Below are 23,833 nucleotides of genomic sequence, written 5' to 3'. Positions count from 1 at the left end.
GCGAGGCTGAGAAGCATCGTCCTCGGGAACCCTCGCGGTCTGCCCACATGCACCGTGAGCAAACCGAAAGGGCCCATACCCCTCCCGCCTCTACGCAGCGGCGTCGGGCGCCTGCTGGAGCTCCGACGCGTCGCTGACGGCCACCGTGCGCGTCTTGGCGATGAGCAGGTAGATGGCCGGCACGAAGTAGAGGGTGAAGAGCGTGCCCAGCGCCATGCCCGTCACCAGCACGAGCCCGATGCTGTTGCGCGCCGCCGCGCCCGGGCCCGACACCAGGACGAGCGGGAAGTGGCCCGCGACCGTGGCCACCGTCGTCATCAGGATGGGACGGAGCCGTTCGGAGGCCGCTTCCTTCACCGCCTCGAGCTTCGATTTGCCCTCCTCCTGGAGGCGGTTGGCGAAGTCCACGATGAGGATGCCGTTCTTCGCGATGAGCCCCACCAGCGTCACCAGCCCCACCTGCGAGTAGATGTTGAGCGTGGTGGTGAAGCTGTCCGTGAAGTACGGCATCATCGGGTTCGGCATCCGCAGGAACGTGGTCACCAGCGCGCCGAAGAGCGCCAGCGGCACCGACCCGGCGAGGATGATGAGCGGATCCCGGAAGCTGTTGAACTGGGCCGCGAGCACCAGGAAGATCAACACCACCGCCAGCCCGAACGCCGGAGCGAACGAGTCACCCTCCGTGCGCAACTGCCGGGACTCGCCCGTGTAGTCGATGCGGTAGCCCGCGGGCAGGATGCGCGCGGCCTCCGTCTCCAGGTAGGTGAGCGCCTCGTCCAGTGGACGGATGGCCACGCCGCTGAGCTTCACGGCGTTGAGTTGCTGGAAGCGGTTGAGCGACCGGGGCGCCACCTTGTCCTTGATGGACGCGATGGCCGACAGGGCCACGAGCTTGCCGTCGGGACCGGTGACGTGGATGTCCTTGAGCTGCTCCGGGGTGAGACGGGAGGAGCGCAGGACCTGCGGGATGACCTTGTAGCTGCGGCCGGCGATGTTGAACCGGTTGACGAAGTTGCCACCCACGGCGGACCCCAGGTCCTGGCCCACGGTCCCCAGGTTCAGCCCCAGCTGCGCCACCTTCTCGCGGTCCACCTCGAGCTCCGACTGGGGCTGGTCGAGCTTCACGTCGATGATGGGCGGGAAGGCGAACATCCCGCTCTGCGTCGCCTTCTCCTGGAGCTGCTGCGCGAAGCCCAGCAGCTCGTCCGCCTCCGCCGTGGAGGCGATGACGAACTCCACCGGGAAGTTGCCACCGCCCGGCAGCGCGGGGGGCTGGAGGGTGAACGTCTGGACCGCCGGGATGGTGTTCACCCGCTCCTGCGCCTCCGCCAGCACCTGCGCCGTGGTCCGCTGGCGCTCCTTGTACGGCTTCAGCACCAGGCCCCAGAAGCCATTGCTCGGCTGCACGATCTGGAAGTTGAAGCTGGACTCCGGCATCTCCATCAGCAACTCGCTCGTCTTGGTCACCGACGGCTTCAGCTGATCCAGGGTGCCGTTGGACGGCGTGCTCATGATGCCGATGACGAAGTCCTGGTCCTCCACGGGCGCCAGCTCCCGGGCCGACTGGTTGAACATCATCAGCGCGAGCACGCTCAGGAAGATCCACGCCGCGTAGATGGGCCCGCGGACGAGCAGCGAGCTGTCCAGGGTGCGGGCGTACGCGGCCCGCAGGCGCTCGAAGCCGCGGTTGATGACGCCCGCGAGTCCCTTGTCCTCGTGGCCCGCCTTCAGGAGCACGGAGGACATCATCGGGGAGAGCGTCAGCGCCACCACGCCCGACAGGGTCACCGCTCCGGCCAGCGTGAGCGCGAACTCGCGGAACAGCGAGCCCGTGAGGCCGCCCTGGAAGGCGATGGGCGCGTACACCGCGGCGAGCGTGAGGGTCATGGCGATGATGGGACCCACCAGCTCGCGCGCACTCTTGATGGCGGCGTCCACCGGGCGCAGTCCGGCGCGCAGGTGGCGCTCCACGTTCTCCACCACGACGATGGCGTCGTCCACGACCAGGCCTACTGACAACACCACCGCGAGCAGGGTGAGCAGGTTCACCGTGAAGCCGAACACCTGCATCAGGAACACCGTGCCAATGAGCGACACCGGAATGGCCACCACCGGCACCAGGATGGAGCGCACGGAGCCCAGGAACAGGAAGATGACCACGACCACGATGAGCAGCGTCTCGCCGAGCGTGCTCACCACCTCGTCGATGGCGTTCTGGATGTAGTCCGTGCCGTCGAAGGCGACGCCGCCGTGGATCTGCTCGGGCAGGTCCTTCTTGAGCGAGTCCATCTCCTTGCGGATGCGCTGCATGACGTCCAGCGAGTTGGCGTTGGGGAGCGACCAGATGCCGACGAAGACGGCCGTCTCCCCGTTGAGCGTCACGTCGGTGTCGTAGTCCTCGGCGCCGAGCACCACGTCCGCGACGTCCGACAGCCGCACCACCGCGCCGCCATCCTTGCGGACGATGAGCTGCTTGAACTCCTCCACGGAACGCAGGCCCGTGTTCGCCGTGAGGTTCACCTGCACGAGCGAGCCCTTCGTCTGGCCCACGGCGGCGAGCGAGTTGTTCGTGGCGAGCGCCTGGCGGACCTGGATGGGGCTGACGTTGAGCGCGGCCATCTGGTCCGGCTTCATCCACACCCGCATGGCGAACGTGCGCGCCCCGAGGATGTCCGCGCGCTGCACGCCCTCCACCGAGGACAGCCGGGGCTGCACCACGCGCACCAGGTAGTCGGACAGCTCGTTCTGCTCGAGGAAGTCGGAGGTGAAGTTGAGGTACGCGATGGCGAACTGGCTGTCCGCGGACTCGATGCCCATCACGGGCACCTGCGATTCGGGCGGAAGGTCGCCGCGAACCTGGTCGACCTTGGCGCTGATTTCACTCAGGGCGCGGTTGGCGTCGTAGTTGAGCTTGAGCCGGGCGCGGATGATGGAGATGTTCTGCGAGCTCGTGGACTCGACGTAGTCGATGCCGTCCGCCGCGGCGATGACGCGCTCCAGCGGCGTGGTGATGAAGCCACGGACGAGCTCCGCGTTGGCGCCGACGTAGACCGTGGTGACGGTGATGTCGGCGTTCTCGCTGCGCGGGTACTGCCGCACGTTGAGGGAGCGCAGGGCCTGCAGGCCGGCGATGATGATGATGAGGTTGACGACCAGCGCCACGACCGGGCGCCGGATGAACAGGTCGGTGAGTTTCATGGGTTCGCCTTCTTGCGTCCCTACGGGTTCACCGGCTGGGGAGCGACCTCGATGGGCGGCGCCAGCGCGTTGTTCACGACGACGCTCGCGCCGTTCCTCAGCTTGAAGACGCCGCTGCTGACCACGGTCTGCCCGGGCTTCAGGCCGGACGTCACGGCGACGTAGTCACCCCGGCGCTCTCCCAGCCGCACGAACTGCTGCCGCGCCAGCAGGGCCGTCTTGCCCGCGGCGTCCTTGCCCTCGGCGAGGGTGAACACCGAGTCACCGTAGGGGGCGAAGAGCACGGCGGTGGCGGGAATGGCCACCACCTGCTCGCTGGCGTCGGAGAGCACCTCCACGCTGACGAACATGCCGGGCAGCAGCCGGCCGTCCGCGTTGGGCACGGTGGCGCGCATGCGCACGTTGCGGGAGGACAGCTCCACCTCGGGGTTGATGGTGGCGAGGTCGCCTTCCCAGGACTCGCCCGGGAAGACGTCGACGCGCAGGCGCACCTTCTGGCCCTGCTTCACCTGGGCCAGCGCCTGCTGGGGCAGCTGGAACTCCACGAGCGCGGGGGTGGAGGACTGCAGGGACGCGATGGGGTTGCCCGGGGAGACGAGCTGTCCCAGCTCCACCTGCCGGATGCCGATGCGGCCATCGAAGGGAGCGCGGATGGTCTTCTTGGCGATGAGGGACTTCAGGTGGGCCACGGTGGCGGAGGACTGGAGCGCCCGTGCGCGGACGGCATCCAGGTCCGACTGGGTGTTGGCGCCCTGGGCGTTGAGCTTCTCGGCGCGCTCGCGGGTCAGCCGCGAGAGCTCCGCGTCGGCCTCGGCGCCGGCCAGCTGGGCCTGCTCGCTGGAGGTGTCGAGCTGGATGAGCACCTGGCCCTTCTTCACCGAAGCGCCGTTCTCGAAGCGGATGTCGTTGACGACGCCCGGCAGCTCCGCGCTCAGGGTCACGCCCCGAAGCGCCATCACGGTGCCCACTGCGCTCCGGGTCCCCTGCCAGCCGAAGGACTCCGCCTGGGCGGACGTGACGGACTCGGGCGGCTGCACGAAGGTCTCACCGGCGCTGATCATCGAGACGATCTGGCCCGCCTTGACGGCGACGAGCCCCGCGAAGACCGCGAGCAGGAGCACCACGCCGATGATCCATCGCTTGAGGCGGCTGGCGCGGGGCGGTGAGGACGAAGGCACTTCAGCAGAAGGGGCATGCATCGTGGGCACTCGAACCGGCTGACGGGAGCAGCCGTGTCAGGGAATTCGCCGCCCTGTAGCCGAACCGTCGTGCGTTTGCGCCCTTGAAAATCTGTTCAGGTTGTGACCACTCCCTGGGTTGGCCTGGGGTGCGATTTTTTCGAGCGGCCACGTGACGAGCCCGTTACGGGCTCGTGCTGGATGTGCCGGAGCAGCCAGGCGGCGGACGACTCAGCCTTCCACGGGACGGGTGAGGCCCAGTGTGTCCGCGTAGCTGTGCAGCCCGCGAATGTGATTGCCACCGTCGACGGCGAGGGTGTCACCGGTGATCCATGACGCGAGGTCGCTGCAGAGGAACGACACCACCTTCGCCACGTCCTCCGGCTCGCCACACGGTTTTCCGAGCGGCGTATGGGCGAGGAACTCCCGCCCCATGGCGCCCTTCATGAGGCCGGCGCCCTCGGCCAGGGGGGTGCGGATGGCGCCCGGGGCCACGACATTCACACGAATGCCGTACCGCCCCAGCTCCGAAGCCGCGACCTTCGAGAAGTTCGCGAGCCCCGCCTTGGAGGCGCAGTAGTGGGCGAGCCCATCCGTCACGGCCGTCTGATTCAACGAGGAGATGTTGACGATGGAGCCCGGCTGCTTCGCGGCGACGAGCGCCCTCGCGAGCGCCTGGGTGAACAGGAAGGGCCCCTTGAGGTTGATGGCCAGGATCTGGTCGAACTCCTCCGTCGGCAACTCAAGAAGCGGGCGGAGGGTGGCCGACCCTGCGTTGTTCACCAGGATCCCCGGGAGGCCAAACTCACGCGTGGCAACCTCAATGGCCTGCGCCACGTCCTCCGCACGAACCACGTCGCCCGCGAAGGGCACGGCCCGCGCGTGCCCCTCCATCATCCGGTTGAGATCTCCGGCGGCCGCCTCCACCTTCTCCCGGGTCCGCCCGAAGAGAAGGACGTTGGCTCCGTCCCGCATGAGGCGCGCGGCGATTCCCAGTCCGATGCCCTGGCCCGACCCCGTCACGATGGCACTGCTCGATATCAGCTTCATGGTGGCTCCTGTGTGCTTCGCGGACGGGTGTGAACCTACTTCACCGCGCGTGCGAATCGAACGGCACGGTCATGGGCGTCGGCCGCGGCACGACGTCCCCTGTCTCCCGTACAGCCGAAGGACGCGGCTCACCCTTGCCTCGCCGATGCCCAGCAGGTGGGCCCCGCGCCCGTGTGCATTGCAGGGACAATCCAGGGATGATCCAGCACGTCCCGCCCCGCCCTGGGGCGACGCATGGGATGGGTGCCGCGTTGAGTGAAGAGATCGTCTACCGCCATGCCATCGAGGGGCTCTTCCTGCGCTCCGTGGGCACGCGCCTCACGCCGGAGCTGAAGGACCGGCTGCGAGCCATCGGCCTGGACCTGGATGAGAAGATCCCGCACCACACGCCCCGCCACGTCTTCGCGGAGGCCCTGGGCATCACCGCGCGCCACCTGTACCCGGACGTGGACGCGAATGAAGGCTACCGGCAGCTCGGCATGGCCGTCATCAAAGGCCTGGAGCACACGCTGCTGGGCAAGGCGCTCGTGTCCCTGTGGCCCATCTTCGGGCCCGACCGGGTGCTCTCCCGCATGCAGGAGAGCTTCGCCACGGTGAACAACTACCTGAAGACCGAGCTCATCACCCACGGCCGCGCGAACCACACCATCAAGGTGAGCGAGTGCAACGGCAACCCGGGCTACCACATGGGCATCATCGAAGCAGGGCTGACCCGGGCCGGCGCGAAGAACATCCGCGTGGAGCCCTTCGACTTCAACGGCCACGCCTGCTCCTACCGCGTGCGCTGGGATTCGTGAGTCTTCAGCGCGGGCTCCCACCGGACAGGACCGGACAAGGGCGAGCTCGGTTCAATCGGGCGCAGCACCCGCCCCTGGATATCGAGCGCCAGAGCCTCGGAGGCCTCCCCCAGCACCTTGCCCGTTCGCAGATCAATCCGTTTCCCCATGATGAGCACCGTGTCGCCTGCCCGGAGCAAGCCGGAGTCCGGCGATTCGCTCAAGACGTTCGGTGGAAACCCCGTCTCCACGTTCCAGAGCCACAGCCGTTCTCCCCACCGGCCATCGGGCTCAACGGGTTTGACGCGCTCCTGCAGCAGGGCATGCGCCCCCAGGGACGCCACCAAATCCCCAAAGGGCACCACTCGAACGGTGCGCTGCTTCAGGTCGATGACGGTGTCCACCGCCTTTGAAGGCCCGGGCTCGGAAGAAGCCAACAACGACAACAGCCTTCCGTCGCTTCCGGACAAGCCGACGTACCTGTCCGAAAACGGGAGAGAGACCCGCCAACCCAGGGGTTGATGAACCCTGGCGCCGTGCAACTCCACGGGGCCAAGTTCCGGCTGTGTCTCGCATACCACTACGACCTGCTCGTGCACCGCGTCCGCGAACACCAGGGTTGCGTTGCAGCTCGATGGGACCCAGGTCTCACGGCGTCCATCCACATGTTCGAGAATGATGGAGCGGTCCGGAGCGCGCCGCAGCATTCCTTCACCCATGGGTTGCAGGATGTCGTCGCCCTGGAGGAGCGGGCCTCCCTCCAGCCGGCGGTAGCGGCGCACGGGGGTGTCGCCCTCCCAGCCGAAGTGCGAGCTGGAGCTGACCGGCCCCCGGCATGTCGCGGATGCGAGCGTGGTGTCCTCTTGGGGCCAGCTCTCTTTTCCGTCCGAGTTCGTGTCCTCCACCACGTCGAACACCGCCCACTGACCAGAGGGATCCAGCAGGACCTGCCCAATCAGGCCGCGACCTGCATCAAGCACGCGCTCGGTCCCCTGAAGCAGGTCTCGCACGACGGCGACAGGGCGCCCTGCCTCGGGACGCAGGTAGAGAAGCCGCAGGCCATCCCGGGAGAAGCTGGCGCGGAGGGGAGGCTGGGGGCTCGTCGTGTCAGGTATTACCTCCGAGGCCAGCACCTTCTCCTCGCGGGCCTCCACGTCGAGGAGCCAGAGCGTGGTGTCACGGACCAGGACGAGAAAGCGTCCCGTGGGGGCTACGGCGAGCACCTCGTCGATGCGGATGCCTGCTCCGGGCTCCAGGAAGAGGTACGGGTGAAGCGCGTCACCCACGACATTGCCGTGGTAGCCGAAGACGGTCTCGATGCGCCCATCGCCGTTGGTGTCCTCTCGGGCCTGGCAGGCGAGGATCCACCGCCCGTCCGGTGCGGAGTCCAGGAGCAGGAACGGATGCGCGGTGCCGTAGTCCTCGGAAGGGGTGGAGGGAGTCACTGCCGCCGCATGAGGCATGAAGAAGGTCGGACGTGACGCGGGCCCCTGGGCGGCGCACGCGGACAGCATCACGGCGAACAGCACGAGATGAAGACGCATATGACCTCCGTCGCATGCTCCGGCAGAGTCTGAATCCGGGGTGCTCGGCATGGTGGCGACATCCTTTATTCCCTGTCTTTTGTTCCCATGCACTTTGACAACTGACGCCTTCGCAAGGTTCTGAGGAGTGCGTACTCAAGCTCGCACGGCCGTGCCTGCTCGCGCTGACAGAGCAGTCGACCGAAAGTGCACTTTCAGCGGGGCCACGAAAGCCGGTGGTCTCCCAGACCTCGCCCCAGGGACAAGCGGCCCCGAGCATGCCGGCACACCGATGATGTTCCTCGGCCTGGACAGTGACGACGACGCCTGGTCTGCCGACAGTGACCTGTCTTCCCTCCGTGAAGAGGTGCTCATGGGAACCAGATTCTGGGGCACCCGGTGGCCAGGCAGAACGAAGTGTTACGCGAGGTCCACCAGGCAGCCGTGAACCGGCAGCCGGGCAGTCCTGACGACGGGGGCTTGCTGATGCAGTACGCACGGGACGAAGTCCCGAGCGCGAAGCAGACGTCCCTCGAAGCTGATGGACGCGCAGTGGCTGGACGTGAAGGAAGCAGTGAAATGAAGGGGATCAGGAGCGTTGCCCTCGCAGCGCTTCGTCGTCCCTGAGACTGGGGGGCAGCGCGGACCGCGTCATTCATCCAGTTCTTCGACTCGGCATTGCAAAGTCAATTCCTACCCATCGAACCATGGACGCAGAGGATTGACGCGGAGCACAGCGCTCCAGGAGAATATCCCGTACGATGTGCCCGCCAATGCTTTCCGTCTGAGCCTGCAGCAGCGCGACTGGGAACCCAAGAGGAGGCAGTCATGCATCGTCATTCGGTCGAGAGAGTACGCGATGAAATCGCAACCACGAGGAGGCCGTGGCCCGTCCTGCTCGCTGCGCTATTGCTGGGCTCCACGGGCTGCTACCATGCCGGGCGACACGCGGTGGCGCAGCAAATGCAAGCATCATTCAGAGAGGCCCGTCTGAGCGAAGCGCTCAATGATGAGCGGGAGTTGTCTCAGAAGATGCTTGACCTGGAACTGGCCGCCGTACGGCGCTCCGTGGACGTTGAGCGCGACAATGCCCTCACGCTGATCCTGGGGCAGCCACTGGCAGGTGGCGGAGGCAACGGCGAGTGCAGTCCCAAGTGGAGCGGCGGCAAGGCTGGCAGCCTGCTGTGCGACATCGACTTTCGCATTGAGCGACTCCTGTCGGTCCAACACCAATGCCTCACGGGTTCGACTGACGGAGTGGCATGCGCCGAAGCATCCGTGCTCGGCCAGGTGCATGCCTATGTGGAATTCCAGAACAGGAGGGCACGCAATGAAGCCTCGCTCAAGGATTTGGCGCGAATGATCAACCTCACGCGCAAGTCGCGAGGGCTCTCCGCGCTGCCATTGACGTGTTCGACGAGCGGACTCGAAGAGCTCAAGGCCCCACTCTCCAAGGCGAGCCCCGGGGAGGTGGGAATCCCCATGGCTCAAATCTATGTCACCGACTGCACCGATGAGCTCGCCACCAGGCCACCGCAGATAAACACCGGCCTCATCCCGGACGCGCAGCGTGAACTCGATGCGCTCTCCACTGGCTTGGATCAATCATCCACGAACGCGAAGACGGCCAAGCAAGAGTTCGACGCGGCCCTCGCTGCCTACAATGAAGCGGTGTCCAAGGAGAGCGACACCAAGACGGCCTTGGAGAACGTGAAGACGAAGCTCGAACTGCTTGGCACCGCCAAGGGCAACACGCACCTCCCCGAAGAAGCCGCCGACGCCGCTGCGCGGTACGACGCAGTGGTCCTTGCAATCAACCACATCCTCGAAGGCAAGCCGGCGGACAAGAGCGGTATCGAGCGAGCATTGGTGACGGCGATCAACATCGACAAGCTCGAGCAAGCAGAGCGGCTGCCCGTCCTACTGCTTGAAGCGGAGCGGCTGCGGGGCCTGACAGAAGCAGCCAATGCCCGCCTGGCGCATGCGGAGCGGCAGCGCACCCTGCTTCGGACGCGCATCGAGGCGCTTGGGGATGAGCTCCGCCTGCTCCTGGAGGCGCGACGGATTGCGGCGGGCCCCGCGCGTGCCTGTGCCACGGCCAAACCCTCCTTGATGGAGTCACTCCAAGAGGCGAGCGGCACTTGCAAGATCGATCTCGCTACCGCGCTCATTCACTACGGGAACTCATGGTCCGTCGGTGAGCGACGGGCACGTGTCGCCCTGGTCCAACTCAACGGTGACCTCCATCAGCAGGCGCTCGATCTCTCCGCTGTTGCCCTCAGGCAGTGGGAGAACGTCCTGGCGGTACCAATCAATGCCGTGGTGGAGAGGCATGCAGGCGGCGTGAAACCAGAGGACCTGGCGCGCCTCCTCGTGGAGATCGCAGGTTTCACCGCGGTTGGCCTCGCCACGGCTCTTTAACCCCTGACCCAAGGTGGGACGATGATTGGCACTCGATGGATGTTGGTCGGATGCACCCTGGTGGTGATGGGCTGCGGTGGCGTAGGGCCCGAGGTCCGCATCGCCGGGACAGTTGAGGTGTTCCAGAAAAGCGAGCAGGCCTTCGTCGACATGCGGCGGGAAGTCGTGCGTGAGCGGCAGGCACTGATGAACGCCCAGGAGGCGACGGACGCGCGGCTCCGGGCGGAGGTCGACCAGCGAATCGCCGCATACAAGGTGGCGGGCGACGAGAAGCGCCAGAAGGTGTTCGCGGAACTCCTGGCCGCGACGAACACCGCCGCGGAGGTGAGCGATGCGCTCGAAAAGCAGGCGGAGCAACACCGGATGATCCTCGCCGAAGCGAACACGAAAGTGGCCATCCGCCAGGACAAGCTGAACGAGGTGGTCGCGAAGCTGTCGGCGCTGGGGCAGGAGCAGTCCATCGCCGAACAGGCGAAGTTCATGGCCGACTACCTTTCGAAGACGCAGGGGGAGTTCAAGAAACTCAAGGAGGCCGCGGAGGCGGCGCTCGCTCAGGAGAGACAGCAGACGGAAGCACTGAAGGACGCGAGCGCCCCTCTCACGCGGCCCAAGTGACGTGCTCGGAGCATAGAACGACAGTGGCATGCCTACGACAAGGGAGATGAGGTCATGACAGTCGACGAGAAGCTCAATGAGCTGGGGATGGCGTGGATCCGCATCTACAAAGCGGTGAATCTGCTGGCGGATCGAATCGATGACGCCGATGTAACGGAGGGCGAGCGCGCGATGATCGCTTTGCGCTTTCCGACGCTGCGCGCGGACCGCGACGCGATACAGGCGCGCATCGTGGCGCTCACCGCGAACGCAAGCGAGCTGGGGCTCGTGAGTGATGACGCCTTTCAGCAGATGAAGAGTGTCGTCGCGCAACTGCAATCCGTCACGAAACAGCAGGCCCTCGTGACGCAGCTGCTGAACGTGGCGACGGACGCGGCGGCGGCGGCGCGCTCGATCACCGGCTGAGGCAGCCGCAGCGCGGCACGGCGGCACCAGGGGCTGCTGGACAACGGCGTCCCCGTGGTGGCTTGCACTGAGCTCGAGGCCACTGGGACTCCCCCAAGCAGGCGGGACTTGGGCGCGGGGCCCGCCGGCTTCGCGACCGCCTGGGTCACCGTGCCGCTCTCAACCGCTGACGCCGCCTTCACTTCCGGCGCGGGAGCAGGCTCCTCCTTCTTGCTGCATGCGGCACTGCTGAGCACCGCGGAGGCGAGCAGGACGTATGAGATTGGAAAGGCCTTCAACGAAGGCTCCGTGATGAGTATGTCCGCGTCATCTTCGACGCGGACCGCTGACGCTGGATGTCAGACCGCATCTGTAGAAGGTCATCCCGACGATGACCGACAAAATCACCTTTCCTGAAGAACCAGCATTTCAGGATCCGATCAAAACACCTGGGCGTCTTCGTCAGTCCATGGGGTCCGCGCAAGGAACCGCCCTGCTCTCCGCGGAGCGGCTTTCCTTCGCCTTTCCCCAGGGGACGCCCGTGCTCCGCGACGTCTCCCTTCACTTGAAGGGGGGAACATCCGTGGGACTGCTCGGCGCCAATGGCGCGGGCAAGACAACGCTCTTGGGGGCGCTCACCGGCACCGTGCGAGGAACGACGGGAGGCTCGGTGCGGCTCGACGTGGGTGGGCTTCACGCCCGCCGCGCCATCGGGTTCGCGACGCAGGCCATCGCGCTCTATCCCGTGCTCACGGTGGAGGAGAACGTCGGGCACCTGGCCCGGCTGTTGTTGGGGCGCAGAGAAGCGAAGGGCGCCATCGCGCGGACCCTGGAGGAGTTCGCGCTGGGTCCCATTGCCCGCATGCGCGTGCATCACCTGTCGGGTGGGCAGCGGCGGCTCGTGCATCTGGCGGCGAGCTTCGTCCATGCGCCTCCCATCCGGTTGCTGGATGAGCCCACCGTCGCGCTCGACTTCGAAGCCCGCCAGCTGGTGGTGCGCCGGGTGCGCGCGTGGCGCGAGGAGGGCGCCGCGGTGCTCGTCACCGCGCACTACCCCGAGGACATCGAGGAGCTGTCCACGGAGCTGGTGCTGCTGCGGGACGGGAAGACTCGTGACCTGGGAGAGCTGGGCACCGTGCTGTCGAATCAGGTTCGCACGCTGTCGCTGCGTGGCGCGCGTCCCGACGCATCGTGGGAACTCACGCTCGCCACCAGCAGCCTGGAGGAGGTCCGCTCCAAGCTGGGCGAGGTCCCCTCCGATGTCCACCTGTCCGAGCTGCGCCTGTCCGGCAACCGGCTCCGCGACATCCTGCTGAGGGACCCGTCCCTGAGCGCCTTCGCTCGGGAGTCAGAGGGGCCATGAATCACGACATCGCTTCCAGTGCCCCCTCCGCTCCCAGCGGCGTGGCGGGTTTTGTCAACGTGGTGCGTTGCTACGCCCTGACGGAGTGGCGGGTGCTCGCACGCGAGCGCACGGCCATGGTGTTCATCTTCATCCTGCCCGCGGTGCTCTCCGCCATCCTGGGCCCGGGTGTGTCGGGGCTCGACACGGCTCCGGGCGCCATGGGCCGGGCCACCATCGGCTTCGCGGTGATGTTCAGCTACATGGTGGTGACCTACTCCGGTCACGCGTTCTACCGGGACTTCTGGTACCACACCGACGGCAGGCAGGCGCTGATCCGCCCCTCCCGGCTCGCGTTCGCCATGGGCAAGGTGCTGCCCGCTTGCGCGATGTCCTTCGTGCAGTTGCTGCTCTTCACGGGCTTCGCCGCGCTGTTCCTCGGCCTGCCGCTCAACGGCAACGTCCTCCAGGTGGCCCTCACCGGCGCGGCGCTGGTGACCAGCGGTTCGGCCCTGGGCTTCCTCCTCTTCGCCATCACGCGCAGCACCGCCACGCTCTCCAACCTCTCCTACCTGGTGCTGGTGACGTTCAGCGCGGTGGGTGGCGCCATCGTCGCCACCGAAGCCCTGCCAGGTTGGTCTCGCACGCTCGGCTACGCCACGCCGCACTACTGGGCCTTGCGTGCGCTCAACGAAGCCACCTTCGGCCAGGGGCGCTGGAGCGTCGTGCTCCAGAGCACCGCCGTCATCCTCACCTTCACCGCTGTCTGCGCGACCGCCGCGAGTCTGGCGTTCGACTTCCGGGACCAAAAACATGACACGACCTGAACAAGACACGGCGGACCGCCCTCGGGCGCCCGTCATCCAGCGGCTGCTCGGGGACCCGCGCGTGGCGCAGGCCCGTCTGGGCAAGCGCATTGGCCGCCTCCCCTACTTCACGCGGGTGGAGTCGGCCACCGGCCCCATCACCCGCATGGAGGGCCGGGACATCCTCAACTTCGGCTCCAACAACTACCTGGGGCTCGCGAACGACCCTCGCGTCATCGCCGCCGCGCAGGAGGCTTCCGCCCGCTGGGGCGCGGGCGTGACGGGTTCGCGCCTGCTCAACGGCAACCTGACGCTCCACGAGGAGTTGGAAGAAGCCCTGCGGCGCTTCTATGGCCGCACTGGCGCCATGGTGTTCTCCACCGGCTACGGCGCCAACCTGGGCCTGATGAGCTCGCTCCTGGGCCGCAATGACCGCGCCTGGGTGGATGAAGAGATGCACGCCTCCGTCCTGGACGGCGTGTGGCTGGCGCGCGCGAACATGAAGCGCTTCGGCCACAACGACCCGGAGCACCTGCTGGCCCAGGCGAAGGACGACACCGCCTCCGGCCTCTGTGTCGTGGAGGGCGTCTACTCCATGCGCGGAGACCGGGCCCCGCTGCGCCGGTTCTTGGAGGTGTGCCGCGAGACACGGCTGGCGCTCGTCGTGGACGAGGCGCACGGCCTGGGCACGGTGGGCGCTCGGGGACTGGGCACCGTGGAGGAGGACGGCGTCGTCCAGGACGCGGACTTCATCACCATCACCTTCTCCAAGAGCCTGGGCTCCTGCGGCGGCGCCATCATCGGGGACAAGGCCCAGATTGAAGCGCTGCGCGTCCTCACGCGGCCCTTCCTCTTCACCGCTGCCAACACGCCGGCCTCCGTGGCCGCGGCCCTGGCCGCCCTGCGCATCCTCCATGAGGATCCGGGGCTGGTGGCCCAACTGAAGGAACGGGTGCGCTCGCTGCGCGAGGCGCTGGTGGAGCGCGGGCTGCGCCCCATTCCGTCCGACGGTCCCATCGTCAGCGTGGAGGTGGGCGCGGACTTCGACACGCTCCAGGCGTGGAGGCTGCTGTGGAACCGGGGCATCTACGCCAACCCGGTCATCCACCCGGCGGTCCCCGCGGGCCACGGCCTGCTGCGCCTGAGCGTGATGAGGACGCATGAGGAGCAGATGGTGCGCACCGTCGCGGACGCGTGCGCGGACGTTTTCTCGGACTTGCAGCTGTCCCATACGGGACTGGGGAAGGTGGCATCATGAAGCGCACACATCAGCTTTCCAGTGGTCAACCGCTCACCATGCAGACGCTTCGCGCCCATGGCGTGGACGTTGAACGCATCCTGTCGGAGCTGGTCAGTGACCCCGCCTCGTGCGGCGTGCTGCTGACGGGTTCGCTCGCGGCCGGAAATGGCACGCCCAGCTCGGACGTGGACCTGATGGTGCTGGTGCCGCACCGCACGTCGCTCATCTCCACGAAGGAGGGCGTGCGCTTCAAGAACAGCCGCTTCAGTGAAGCGCTCCAGTACTGCGACGGCATCGAGGTCAACATCGAGCTGGCGGAGCGCAGCCGCGTCGCGGAGATCATGACGTGGATGACGGCCATCGCGCCGGCGCTCTACAAACCGTCCGAGCTGAAGTTCATCCCCATCATCGACGGCCCGGAGCTGCGCTTCCTGCACCGGCTGCGCGTGGGATTGCCGCTGATGAACCCGAGCCTGGTCGCGAGCTGGCGGGACGAGTTCCTGGTGGAGCTGCTGCCCACCTACCTCACCGTGCGGCACTTCATGGAGGTCCACGAGTACCTGGAGGACGCCATCAGCCACCGCGCCGTCAGCGAGGAGTCCAGCCGGCACGTGGCGCGCATCGCGGTGGAGGAGGCGCTGGTCTCCATCCTCGCGGCCCTGGGGATAACGAGCGCGGCGCGCAAGTGGCTGCTCATCGAGTCGCGCAAGGCGATGGCCACCGCGGGTGAGGTGGACCGGGGCCTGCTCGAGGAAGGGCTCCTGCTCCACGCGGACTGCGCGACGGGCCCGCTGGGCGGGTGCCTCACGCGCATCGAAGCACTCCACCAGCGCATGGCCCAACGCATGTCGGCGGAGCCGGAGCTGGCGCGCGCGGTGGAGTTCCTCCAGGGCAGCATCGACTACGTCCTCGAGCACCAGGGATGAGCGCCTCCGGATACACGGCTCACCCGGTCCGCGCTCCCGCGAGGGCGCGGCTGGGGGACGCGCTGGGACAACTCTACGGGGCGGAGCGCGCGGAGGCGCTCGTCCGGGAGCTGGCCCAGGCGGCGGAGGGCGTCCGCGCGTGCCTTCGGCCCGGGCGCGCGGCGGTGGACGCGCGGTCCGCGGTCATCGCCGTGTATCCGGACCACGTGCTCGATGGGGACATGGCTCCGCTCGCGGCGCTGCGGCGCTTCCTCCTTGAGGAGGTGGGCGGCGTGGGGCCGGCCCTGCTGCATGTGCTCCCGCCCTATGTGTCGGACGGGGATGACGGCTTCGCGGTGGTGGACCACCGGGCCGTGCATCCGCGCCTGGGGGCGTGGGAGGACCTGGAGCGGCTGTCGGAGGTGAGCGGCGGGCTGATGCTCGACCTGGTGATGAACCACGTGTCCACGTCGCACCCGGCGTTCCGGGACGTGCTGCGCGGGGAGGGACGGCCAGGGGACTTCCACCTCTTCTCCGAGCCACGGGCCATCGAATGGGGCACGCGGGTGCGGACCTCCTCCATCCTCCAGCGCTTCGACACGGGGATCCGCGCGGTCTGGGCGTGGTGCACGTACGGGCGCGCACAGGTGGACCTGAACCACGGCTCGCCGGACGTCTTCCTGTCCATGGCGGGGACCCTGCTGCGGCTGGTGGAGGCAGGCGCGCGGGTCGTGCGCCTGGATGCCATTCCCCACGTGTGGAAGCGCGTTCCCGGAGGGCCGCACCAGCCGGAGGCGAAGCTGCTGGTGCGCGCGCTGCGCGCCGTGGCCGACCTGGTGGACCCGTCGGTGCGCCTGCTCGCGGAGACGGACCACCGCACGGGCGAGCGGTGCTACCTGGGCGAGGAACTGGCACAGCACGACAACCACCTCGCGGTGCCGCTGCTCGTCTTCGCGGCGGCGCTCGCGGGCGAGGGCGGTCCGCTGGTGGACTGGGTGAACGCGTCCGCGTCAGATGCCCACGGCCGCGACGGCTACGCCTTCCTCCAGACGCATGACGGCGTGCACCTGCGTCCCATGGATCCGCCGCTGGATGCCCCCACCCTGCGGCGGGTGATGGAGCGGATGGCGCGTGCCGGGGTCCGGGTGTCCCACGCGGACGTGGGGGGCGAACCCCGGCCGTACGAGCTCAACAGCTCCCTGCATCGCATCTTCTCCACGGAGGCGGGGCTCGACGTCGAGCGCTACCTGGCCGCGCACGCGCTGCTCTTCGCGCTCCCCGCCACGCCCTGTCTCTACTTCCCCACGCTGTTCGGGCTGCCGGACGCGGTGGGCATCGAGCCCTCCAATCCTCGCGCCGCGAACCGGCACCGGTACTCGGATGGGGCCCTGCGTGCGCGGGTCCGTCAGCCGGTGCACGCGCGCATCCTGAAGTCCCTGCTGGGCCTCATCCGCCTGCGCGACCGGACGCCCGCGCTGCGGGAGGACAGCGGCTGTGAGGCGCGGCTGCCAGCGCCCCAGGTCCTGCACCTGGCGCGAGGCCATGCCCGTCAGCCCCTGCACGTGTTCGTGAACTTCGGCGTGGACCCCGTGTCCGTCTCCGTGCCGTTGCGGAAGTGGACGGACCTGCTCGGCGGGCGTCAGGGCCAGGGGGACGTCCTGCTCGCGCCTTCCGAAGCGCTGTGGCTCGTGGAAGCCGGGAATGGAGAGCTCACATGAGAAACGCTGCCAGTGTGTCCAGCCTCGTGGAGGCCTTCGGCTCGCGTCCGGGGAGCGAGGAGTTCGTCTTCACGTTCTTCGACCCGTATGCCATCGGGCTCGGGCTCGCGGAGGAGGCGCTCGCGTTCCTGGAGCGCGAGGGCTTCCGCGTCGTGGACCGGCGCTTCGTCCAGTACACGCAGAGCAGCATCGAGGCGGTGTACAGCCCCAACCGGCCCATCGCGCTCGACAAGACGTGGGCCGTGCCCAGCGAGGTGTACCTGCTGGAGTCCTCCTGCGCGCTCATCCTCCGCACCCCGAGCCGGTCGGCCTGCGCGGCGTTCAAGTCGCTCAAGGGGTCGGCGAATCCGCACAAGCGCTCACCGCACCACCTGCGCAGCCAGCTCCAGGCCCCGACGCGCGCGCTGAGCCTCATGCATTCCTCGGACGACACGCGCGCCATGATTGAAGAGGCCGCCACGGCCTTCGATCCTCGTGAGCTGCGCATGCTCCTGGAGTCGGAGGGGCGCCCCACCCGGCGCGCGAGTTCCGCCATCCAGCAGTTGCCGGGGGCGGTCGTGAGCCGGGCGTGGCGGCCTTCGCCCATGGAGTTCCTGGTCCACCTCCGCCTGCGCCTCGCGGAGGAGGTGGAGCTCGTCGCGCCCCTGCCGGAGGAGCTGGTCTCGCCGTGGCGCGAGGCTGCGAGCGAGTTGGAGGGGCTCCGCTTCGAGCCCTCGGCGTCGCGCGAGGTGTACCTGCGCGTCGTGGCCCGCGAGGCGGCGCTGGTGAACGACGCGGTCCAGGCGGGGCTTTCGCATCCGCGCCGGCCCGGGATGTTCGACTACCGCGTGGAGCCGGCGCTCGCCGCCACGGTGCTGGAGTTGCTCCACCACCCGGCGCTGTACCGCGAGACGGACCTCACTCGACTCATCGGCCCGCTGGGGGCGCTGGTCCGCAACGCCTACGAGCGCGTGCTCCTGCGCAGCGCGCTCCAGGAGTTCGAATGACCCCGTCACCCTGCCAGCGGTACGCGTTCGAGCACCCGGCTCTTGAGGATGAGGTCGTCGTGCGTGCGCAGGATGGAGAGTTCGGTCACGTCGAGCTCCACGATGGTCGTCTCGCGAAAGCGCCTCAGCACGTCGAAGAGCTCGTCCGCTTCGTGCACGTCCAGCTCGGAGTTGAAGCGCAGGTGGTCCATCAGCTGGAGACAGCCGATGTAGAAGCCCGGGTGGAGCGAATGGCCCAGGCGCGTCTGAACCTCGGTGAGGTGGTCCACGGGGTTCGGGCCATCCGTCAGCTCCGGGTAGACGGGGAAGTAGATGCGGCCGTTCTTCTTGCCCCAGAGCCAGCCCCCCTTCACCTGGATGCGGAAGCGGGGGAAGCCCTCCAGCCGCTGCTTCACGAAGGGCACGATGTCCGCGATGGGCATCCGCTCATGCAGCCCATTGCAGATGGTGAAGTGGTGTCTGTATTTGCGCCGCTCGACGATGTCCCAGGCGATCTTCCGCGCCGCCGCGGTCATGGCCACGGCGTTCATGAAGCGGTTGAACTGGGGGCTCTGCGCGAAGGCGCCGAAGTCCACGAAGCCCACCAGCGAGACGCGGGGCGCGCGGTAGGTGCCCAGCCAGTCGTAGCCGGCCTTGAGGTCGAACGGCACGACCTCCGGGTGGTCGGGCCGCACCAGCGGCAGCTGCATCAAGCGGTACTCGTAGGAGAGGACATGGTCCTCGGACGGGCGGGGCTGAAGCTCATTGCCCGCGCGGCGGTACGCCAGCCGCTCATCCGTGGCGAAGGTTCTCATGCATCGAATCCACCACACGTGGGCAGAGGCCACAATGCGATGCCGCGCACGCGCCATGCCCCACGTCCGCTCGTGCGAGGTCGCCCGTGACAGCCCTGGAATGCGAAGCCGTGATGTTTCGCCCCACCCCTCCGATTGGAAGTCCTCCTGACTGCCGCATCCGTGGCGTAGGCCCCGTGCACGCGTCCATGCGGGCCTGGGCCGAGCGCGTCCTGGACACGCTCGCCCAGACGTATGACGGCGTGCCGCTGACGCTCGTGTTCAAGGGAACGGTGCTCCCGCGTCCGCGCGCGCTCCGCCTGCGGCTCCAGGCGGCCCCCGCCGTCATCGCAACCTGGCGGGGAGAGTGCCGCTTCATCGTCGGAAGGACCCAGGTGGTACGTGCGGCGATGGAAGGCTGGGACCTGGACGAGGTGGCGGACAGGCTTGCCCAGGCCGGAGACGTGGCGCGCTTCGAGCTGGAAGACGACGAGGTCTCCAGCGAGCCCCAGGCCCCCGTGGGCCGGCTCGTGCTGGGGGACAAGGCGCGCACGCTCGACGTCCTTTCGGAGCTGCACGGGCCGTGGCGCATCTCCCCGCCGCACATCGTGCGGAGCGTGGACTGGACCCGGGACCGGGACGCGGTGCTCCGGCGGATGCGGGAGCGCTTCGGCAACGACCGCGTCGTGGTGCGCTCCTCCTGCTCCGCGGAGGATGCGTGGACCGCGTCGAACGCGGGACGCTTCCTCTCCGTGCTCGACCTGGACGCGGGTGATGCCGAGGCCGTGGGCAGCGCCATTTCAGACGTGTTCGAGTCGTACGGTCCGGGTGCCAGGGAGGAGAAGGTCTTCCTCCAGTCCTACGTCCACCCCGTGAGCGAAAGCGGCGTGCTGATGGCGCGGCACCCGGAGACGCTGGCCTCGTACTGGGTGGTGGCGTCGGACGTCTCCAGCGGGCGCACGGATCAGATTACGTCCGGCGCATTGGAGAAGCCTTCGTCCGCGTACGTGGAGCACGGCGTGCCGCGGGGCCTGTTGCCGGACTCGCTCCGTCGCGTCGTCAGCGTGGGGCGTGAGCTGGTGAAGCTCATTGGCGTGGAGGCGCTGGACATCGAGTTCGCGCTGGCGGGCGGTGACTTCCACCTCCTCCAGGTGCGGCCCATCGCCAAGGGTTCGTCGCTGCCGGAGGGAGGCGAGGTCCGCCGGGCGATGCTGCTGGCGGATGCCTGCACGGCGCACCAGGCGCTGCTGCGGCCCAAGGCCCCCGTCGTTGGAGACGGCCCCGTCTACAGCACGATGACGGACTGGAACCCGGCGGAGATGATTGGCCGGCGCCCGCTTCCGCTCGCACGGACGCTCTACGGCAGGCTCATCACGGACCAGACCTGGGCGGAGCAGCGCGCGGCCTACGGGTACCGCGATCTGCGCGGCACTCCCCTCCTGCGTGACTTCGCGGGGCACACCTACGTGGACGTGCGCGCCTCGCTCAACTCCTTCATCCCGGCCGTCACCCCAGCGCGCGTGGCGGAGGTCCTGGTCACCCAGCAACTGGCCCGGCTGGCCAGCGCCCCGGAGCTGCACGACAAGGTGGAGTTCGAGATCGCGGACACGTGCGCGAGCCTGGGCCTGCGCGAGCGGCTTCGGAGGCTCTATGCGTCCTCGTTGGATGCAGGGGAGCTGGACGCCCTGGCCACCGCGCTGCGGGACATCACGCTCCACGGGCTTCGCGACCTGCCCGCGCAGGTGGAGCAGGTGCAGCGGCTGCGGGCCGAGCCGTTCGCTCCGGGCTTCGAGGGCGGGCTCGGCCCCATCCTCGCGCGCCTGCGCAAGCTGGGCACCCTGCCCTTCGCGCATCTGGCGCGGACGGCGTTCGTGGTGACCGCGCTGCTCAAGAGCTTCGTGCGCGAGGGCGTGATGAATTCGAGCGAGCAGCGCGAAGTGCTCCAGCGCATCCGGACGGTGGCGGGTCAGCTGCAAGCGGACGCGCACCGCGTGCGGCGGGGCGAGCTGGGCCTGGAGGCGCTCGTCGCGGAGTTCGGGCACCTGCGCCCGGGGACCTATGACATCCGGATGCCCCACTATGGCGCGGACCCGGAGCGCTACTTCGGCCCGCTCATCTCCGGAGCGGAGGAACCGTTCAGGCACGAGGCTCCCCTCTCCCGGAGCCTCCACGAGCGCCTGGGCGCGGGCCTCCGGAGCGCCGGCCTGTCGATGACAAGCGAGGTGTTCCTCTCGCACCTGGGCGCGGGCATCGCGGGGCGCGAGTACGGCAAGCACGTGTTCACGAAGACGCTGAGTGGCGTGCTCGAACACCTCGCGGCGTGGGGCGAGCCGCTGGGGCTGAGTCGTGATGAACTGGCACACCTGTCACTGGAGCAGGTGGAGAGCGCCCTGTCGCTTCCGCCGCTCGAAGCCCGGTCCTGGTGCCGCGACGCCGTGGAGGAGGCCCGCGAGCAGGCCGCCGCCGTCAATCTCATCGAGCTGCCGGACATCCTGACGCGCACGTCGCACCTGCTCTTCCACGTGAGCAGTGGAGAGCAGCCCCTGTTCGTCACCAAGGCGTGCGTGCGCGCGCCGGTGCTGGTCGCGGACGGGCTGCCAGACCCGGAGCGCGTGCGCGGCAACATCGTGCTGCTGGAGCGCGCAGACCCCGGCTACGACGGGCTGCTCGCGCTGGGTGTCGCCGGCATCGTCACGGCGTACGGGGGCGCGAACTCGCACATGGCGGTGCGCTGCACCGAGTTGCAGCTGCCCGCCGCCATCGGCGTGGGACGGGAGCAGTTCCGGCGGCTGTCGGGTGGGCGGGTGATGACGCTGGACTGCGGGGGGCGCAGGCTCGTCCATGAGTAAGCGCCGCGTGGCCCTCATCACCCAGCGCAGCGACCGTGTCCCGGGACGTCCGGAGGTCCGGGATGCGCTTGAGGACTCCTGGGCCTCGGGCCTGTGGGAGGCCGGCTGGGTGCCGTTCCCCGTGGTGAACGTGGCCGCCGCGGCCGAGGCCCAGTTCGAGGCCCTCCGTCCGGGGCTCGTCATCCTGAGTGGAGGCAACGACGCTCCGGGAACGGGACCGGACTCCGTTCCCGCGCGCGATGAGACGGAGTCCGTCCTTCTGTCGCTCGCCGCCCGGACGCGGACACCGGTGCTGGGCGTGTGCCGGGGCGCGCAGATGCTCGCGCGTTTCGCAGGGATGCGGCTCGTGCCTGTCGAAGGCCACGTGCGCGTGCGCCACGCGCTGAAGGGTCCACTCGCCCGGGCGTGGCGGGGCCCCGCAGAAGTCGCGAGCTTCCACCACTGGGGCGTGGCGGAGGACTCCATGCCTGACGGATGGGACGTCCTGGCGCGCTCGGAGGATGGCGCGGTGGAGGCCTTCGCGAACAGGGAGCGGCGCTCGCTGGGCGTCCTCTGGCACCCCGAGCGTGAGCCCCATCACCTTGCCTCGGTCCTCGAATCCATGGAGGCGTACGAACCGTGAAAGCCATCATCCTTGCAGCGGGCCTGGGCACCCGCATGGGGCCGCTCGCGGCGAACCGGCCGAAGTGTCTGGTGGAGCTGGCGGGAGCCCCGCTGCTCGACCATCAGCTGGCCGTCTACGCGCACTTCGGCGTGGACGTCACGGTGATGGCCGGGGCGTATCCCGAGCTGACCGGGGCGGGGCGCAACGTGCGCGTCGTGGTGAACCCGGCCTACACCACCGGCAACATGGTCTCCACGCTGCGCTTCAGCCTGCCAGTGGTGTCCCGCACGGAGCCGGTCCTCGTCTCCTATGGGGACATCGTCTTCTCGCACGAGGTGCTGGCGCGGATGCTCGCCGCGTCCCGGGACGTCGAAGTCGCCATCGACACGCAGTGGCGCCGGCTCTGGGAGCTGCGGATGGAGGACCCCACGACGGACTGCGAGTCCTTGCGCCTGGAAGGCGAGCGCATCGTGGACATCGGCTCGCGGGTGCGTTCGGTGGAGGAGGTGCAGGGGCAATACATCGGCCTGCTGCGTTTCGGGCCCGGCGTCCTGCACGCACTCCTGGAGCGCTTCGACCAGCGCGTGGCGATGGACCCGCGCTACTGGAACATCTCCATGACAGCCTTCCTCCAGGACCTCATCTCCGAGGGCGTAGCGGTCCACGCCGTGCGCATCGCATCCGGCTGGCTGGAGGCGGACAACGCGGAGGACCTGCGCCGCTACACCGAGGCCCACGCCTCGGGAGCACTGGCGGGCCTCTGGTCCCCCACGGCCGTCAGATGAGGCGCACCCGCGGGTCCCCGGCGTCCTGGAGCAGCGAGAAGCCAGCGCGGTAGCGCTCCTCGATGTCGGGGACGGAGGTCAGCGCGCGGACGGCCGCGTCCCAGTCCGGCCAGGTGAGGTGCTCCGAACGGACGGCGTTGCTGAAGGGCGTGTCGTCCGTGAGGTGGAAGTGCACCTGGCCCACGTCCTGCCGGGGGCCCGCGTTGACGAGCACCGACGCGGGGGCCCGCTGCCGCGCTCCGGCGATGAGCGCGAAGAGGTCCGCGCGAAGTCCGGCGTGGCGCGGGTGTGCCAGGGCGAAGACATCCGGCACGCCGCGCAGGGGAACGGCGATGTGGTGGAAGGTGCCGTAGACGGGACGCGGGTGGCGGTAGATGGCGGCCTGCTCCGAGCGGTCCACGGAGGTGAGGGGCAGGAGCCGGTCCGCGTGCGCGAAGCCGAAGCGCACCAGGGAGCCAGAGGCAGGGGTGCGCGCCATCCGGAACGCCAGCTGTTTCAGGGTTGCCATGAACGTCCTTTGCTCGGTGCCAGTCGAAGGAAGCTTGCCCTCGCGGTCTGACAGCCTGCTCCGGTGGTTCTACCCCAGGCGGGATGCTCAAGGTCCCTGGGGCGCCTCGTACAACGGGACGCCGCACGCAGGGCATGAGGTGCTTCAGGTCGTGCGCGAATGCCTCTCGGGT

General features: G+C 68.4%; 19 protein-coding genes. 13 read left to right on the top strand and 6 right to left on the bottom strand.

Translation table 11 applies throughout. The features are described from left to right. Positions 1 to 90: 90 nt before the first annotated feature. From D7X30_RS04255 to D7X30_RS04245, 3 genes are all read right to left on the bottom strand, one after another. Entirely contained in the window at positions 91 to 3,198 is a 3,108-nt protein-coding gene (locus D7X30_RS04255; RefSeq protein ID WP_120561498.1) for an efflux RND transporter permease subunit, read from the bottom strand. Between the two features lie 20 nt (positions 3,199 to 3,218). Then, on the bottom strand, positions 3,219 to 4,397 hold the full coding sequence (locus D7X30_RS04250; protein WP_120561497.1) for an efflux RND transporter periplasmic adaptor subunit: 1,179 nt from the start codon (positions 4,395 to 4,397) through the stop codon (positions 3,219 to 3,221). A 210-nt stretch (positions 4,398 to 4,607) separates the two neighbouring features. After that, the gene (locus D7X30_RS04245; protein WP_120561496.1) at positions 4,608 to 5,426 is read right to left on the bottom strand and encodes an SDR family NAD(P)-dependent oxidoreductase; all 819 of its coding nucleotides are present in this window, start codon (positions 5,424 to 5,426) and stop codon (positions 4,608 to 4,610) included. 251 nt (positions 5,427 to 5,677) lie between these two features. On the opposite strand from D7X30_RS04245, the gene D7X30_RS04240 reads away from it, so the two are divergent. Continuing rightward, on the top strand, positions 5,678 to 6,223 hold the full coding sequence (locus D7X30_RS04240) for a DUF2378 family protein (protein ID WP_233591367.1): 546 nt from the start codon (positions 5,678 to 5,680) through the stop codon (positions 6,221 to 6,223). On the opposite strand, the gene D7X30_RS04235 is transcribed toward D7X30_RS04240, so the two are convergent. After that, entirely contained in the window at positions 6,199 to 7,746 is a 1,548-nt protein-coding gene (locus tag D7X30_RS04235; protein WP_120561494.1) for a hypothetical protein, read from the bottom strand. The two genes, D7X30_RS04240 and D7X30_RS04235, sit on opposite strands and share 25 nt — an antisense overlap. Before the next feature lie 807 nt (positions 7,747 to 8,553). On the opposite strand from D7X30_RS04235, the gene D7X30_RS04225 reads away from it, so the two are divergent. The 9 genes from D7X30_RS04225 (at position 8,554) to D7X30_RS04185 (ending at position 18,142) form a co-directional block, all read left to right on the top strand. Next, positions 8,554 to 10,146: a hypothetical protein gene (locus D7X30_RS04225; protein WP_147443098.1), complete on the top strand. Its 1,593-nt coding sequence runs from the start codon at positions 8,554 to 8,556 to the stop codon at positions 10,144 to 10,146. Positions 10,147 to 10,167: 21 nt separating this feature from the next. After that, on the top strand, positions 10,168 to 10,761 hold the full coding sequence (locus D7X30_RS04220; protein WP_147443097.1) for a hypothetical protein: 594 nt from the start codon (positions 10,168 to 10,170) through the stop codon (positions 10,759 to 10,761). A 54-nt stretch (positions 10,762 to 10,815) separates the two neighbouring features. Beyond that, positions 10,816 to 11,166 (top strand): hypothetical protein, encoded by a 351-nt coding sequence (locus D7X30_RS04215; RefSeq protein WP_120561490.1) that lies wholly within the window; start codon positions 10,816 to 10,818, stop codon positions 11,164 to 11,166. Between the two features lie 370 nt (positions 11,167 to 11,536). Further along, positions 11,537 to 12,508 carry an ATP-binding cassette domain-containing protein gene (locus D7X30_RS04210; RefSeq protein WP_120561489.1) on the top strand — a complete coding sequence of 324 codons (972 nt, stop codon included), beginning with the start codon at positions 11,537 to 11,539 and terminating at the stop codon, positions 12,506 to 12,508. Then, positions 12,505 to 13,314, top strand: a complete 810-nt coding sequence (locus tag D7X30_RS04205) for an ABC transporter permease (protein ID WP_120561488.1) — start codon at positions 12,505 to 12,507, stop codon at positions 13,312 to 13,314. Before D7X30_RS04210 ends, D7X30_RS04205 begins: the two co-directional genes overlap by 4 nt. Continuing rightward, complete coding sequence (locus D7X30_RS04200; RefSeq protein ID WP_120561487.1) at positions 13,301 to 14,551, top strand: aminotransferase class I/II-fold pyridoxal phosphate-dependent enzyme; 1,251 nt, start codon at positions 13,301 to 13,303, stop codon at positions 14,549 to 14,551. The genes D7X30_RS04205 and D7X30_RS04200 overlap by 14 nt, the downstream gene beginning before the upstream one ends. Then, the gene (locus D7X30_RS04195) at positions 14,548 to 15,459 is read left to right on the top strand and encodes a nucleotidyltransferase domain-containing protein (RefSeq protein ID WP_120561486.1); all 912 of its coding nucleotides are present in this window, start codon (positions 14,548 to 14,550) and stop codon (positions 15,457 to 15,459) included. The genes D7X30_RS04200 and D7X30_RS04195 overlap by 4 nt, the downstream gene beginning before the upstream one ends. Further along, the gene (locus D7X30_RS04190; protein WP_120561485.1) at positions 15,456 to 17,156 is read left to right on the top strand and encodes an alpha-amylase family glycosyl hydrolase; all 1,701 of its coding nucleotides are present in this window, start codon (positions 15,456 to 15,458) and stop codon (positions 17,154 to 17,156) included. Before D7X30_RS04195 ends, D7X30_RS04190 begins: the two co-directional genes overlap by 4 nt. Next, entirely contained in the window at positions 17,153 to 18,142 is a 990-nt protein-coding gene (locus D7X30_RS04185) for a nucleoside-diphosphate kinase (RefSeq protein ID WP_120561484.1), read from the top strand. Before D7X30_RS04190 ends, D7X30_RS04185 begins: the two co-directional genes overlap by 4 nt. 5 nt (positions 18,143 to 18,147) lie before the next feature. Here D7X30_RS04185 and D7X30_RS04180 read toward each other — a convergent pair whose 3' ends face one another. After that, positions 18,148 to 18,936, bottom strand: a complete 789-nt coding sequence (locus tag D7X30_RS04180) for a hypothetical protein (RefSeq protein ID WP_120561483.1) — start codon at positions 18,934 to 18,936, stop codon at positions 18,148 to 18,150. A gap of 176 nt (positions 18,937 to 19,112) precedes the next feature. Here D7X30_RS04180 and D7X30_RS04175 point away from each other — a divergent pair, with 176 nt between their 5' ends. The 3 genes from D7X30_RS04175 to D7X30_RS04165 are packed head-to-tail and all read left to right on the top strand — an operon-like array spanning position 19,113 to position 23,153. Beyond that, the gene (locus tag D7X30_RS04175; RefSeq protein WP_158619200.1) at positions 19,113 to 21,764 is read left to right on the top strand and encodes a PEP-utilizing enzyme; all 2,652 of its coding nucleotides are present in this window, start codon (positions 19,113 to 19,115) and stop codon (positions 21,762 to 21,764) included. Further along, the gene (locus D7X30_RS04170; RefSeq protein WP_120561481.1) at positions 21,757 to 22,386 is read left to right on the top strand and encodes a gamma-glutamyl-gamma-aminobutyrate hydrolase family protein; all 630 of its coding nucleotides are present in this window, start codon (positions 21,757 to 21,759) and stop codon (positions 22,384 to 22,386) included. Before D7X30_RS04175 ends, D7X30_RS04170 begins: the two co-directional genes overlap by 8 nt. Continuing rightward, positions 22,383 to 23,153 carry an NTP transferase domain-containing protein gene (locus D7X30_RS04165; RefSeq protein WP_120561480.1) on the top strand — a complete coding sequence of 257 codons (771 nt, stop codon included), beginning with the start codon at positions 22,383 to 22,385 and terminating at the stop codon, positions 23,151 to 23,153. The genes D7X30_RS04170 and D7X30_RS04165 overlap by 4 nt, the downstream gene beginning before the upstream one ends. On the opposite strand, the gene D7X30_RS04160 is transcribed toward D7X30_RS04165, so the two are convergent. Beyond that, the gene (locus D7X30_RS04160; protein ID WP_147443096.1) at positions 23,146 to 23,661 is read right to left on the bottom strand and encodes a homoserine O-succinyltransferase; all 516 of its coding nucleotides are present in this window, start codon (positions 23,659 to 23,661) and stop codon (positions 23,146 to 23,148) included. The two genes, D7X30_RS04165 and D7X30_RS04160, sit on opposite strands and share 8 nt — an antisense overlap. Between the last annotated feature and the right edge of the window lie 172 nt (positions 23,662 to 23,833).

The sequence above is a fragment of the Corallococcus sp. AB011P genome (assembly GCF_003611605.1).
Taxonomy (GTDB): domain Bacteria; phylum Myxococcota; class Myxococcia; order Myxococcales; family Myxococcaceae; genus Corallococcus; species Corallococcus coralloides.
This window is presented reverse-complemented; position numbering and strand designations above follow the sequence as displayed.

Coding starts and splice junctions, on each gene's coding strand:
- D7X30_RS04160 (WP_147443096.1), bottom strand. CDS start 23,661: ATGGCAACCCTGAAACAGCTGGCGTTCCGGATGGCGCGCACCCCTGCC.
- D7X30_RS04255 (WP_120561498.1), bottom strand. CDS start 3,198: ATGAAACTCACCGACCTGTTCATCCGGCGCCCGGTCGTGGCGCTGGTC.
- D7X30_RS04235 (WP_120561494.1), bottom strand. CDS start 7,746: ATGCGTCTTCATCTCGTGCTGTTCGCCGTGATGCTGTCCGCGTGCGCC.
- D7X30_RS04170 (WP_120561481.1), top strand. CDS start 21,757: ATGAGTAAGCGCCGCGTGGCCCTCATCACCCAGCGCAGCGACCGTGTC.
- D7X30_RS04200 (WP_120561487.1), top strand. CDS start 13,301: ATGACACGACCTGAACAAGACACGGCGGACCGCCCTCGGGCGCCCGTC.
- D7X30_RS04185 (WP_120561484.1), top strand. CDS start 17,153: ATGAGAAACGCTGCCAGTGTGTCCAGCCTCGTGGAGGCCTTCGGCTCG.
- D7X30_RS04210 (WP_120561489.1), top strand. CDS start 11,537: ATGACCGACAAAATCACCTTTCCTGAAGAACCAGCATTTCAGGATCCG.
- D7X30_RS04225 (WP_147443098.1), top strand. CDS start 8,554: ATGCATCGTCATTCGGTCGAGAGAGTACGCGATGAAATCGCAACCACG.
- D7X30_RS04215 (WP_120561490.1), top strand. CDS start 10,816: ATGACAGTCGACGAGAAGCTCAATGAGCTGGGGATGGCGTGGATCCGC.
- D7X30_RS04205 (WP_120561488.1), top strand. CDS start 12,505: ATGAATCACGACATCGCTTCCAGTGCCCCCTCCGCTCCCAGCGGCGTG.
- D7X30_RS04220 (WP_147443097.1), top strand. CDS start 10,168: ATGATTGGCACTCGATGGATGTTGGTCGGATGCACCCTGGTGGTGATG.
- D7X30_RS04190 (WP_120561485.1), top strand. CDS start 15,456: ATGAGCGCCTCCGGATACACGGCTCACCCGGTCCGCGCTCCCGCGAGG.
- D7X30_RS04245 (WP_120561496.1), bottom strand. CDS start 5,426: ATGAAGCTGATATCGAGCAGTGCCATCGTGACGGGGTCGGGCCAGGGC.
- D7X30_RS04250 (WP_120561497.1), bottom strand. CDS start 4,397: ATGCATGCCCCTTCTGCTGAAGTGCCTTCGTCCTCACCGCCCCGCGCC.
- D7X30_RS04195 (WP_120561486.1), top strand. CDS start 14,548: ATGAAGCGCACACATCAGCTTTCCAGTGGTCAACCGCTCACCATGCAG.
- D7X30_RS04180 (WP_120561483.1), bottom strand. CDS start 18,936: ATGAGAACCTTCGCCACGGATGAGCGGCTGGCGTACCGCCGCGCGGGC.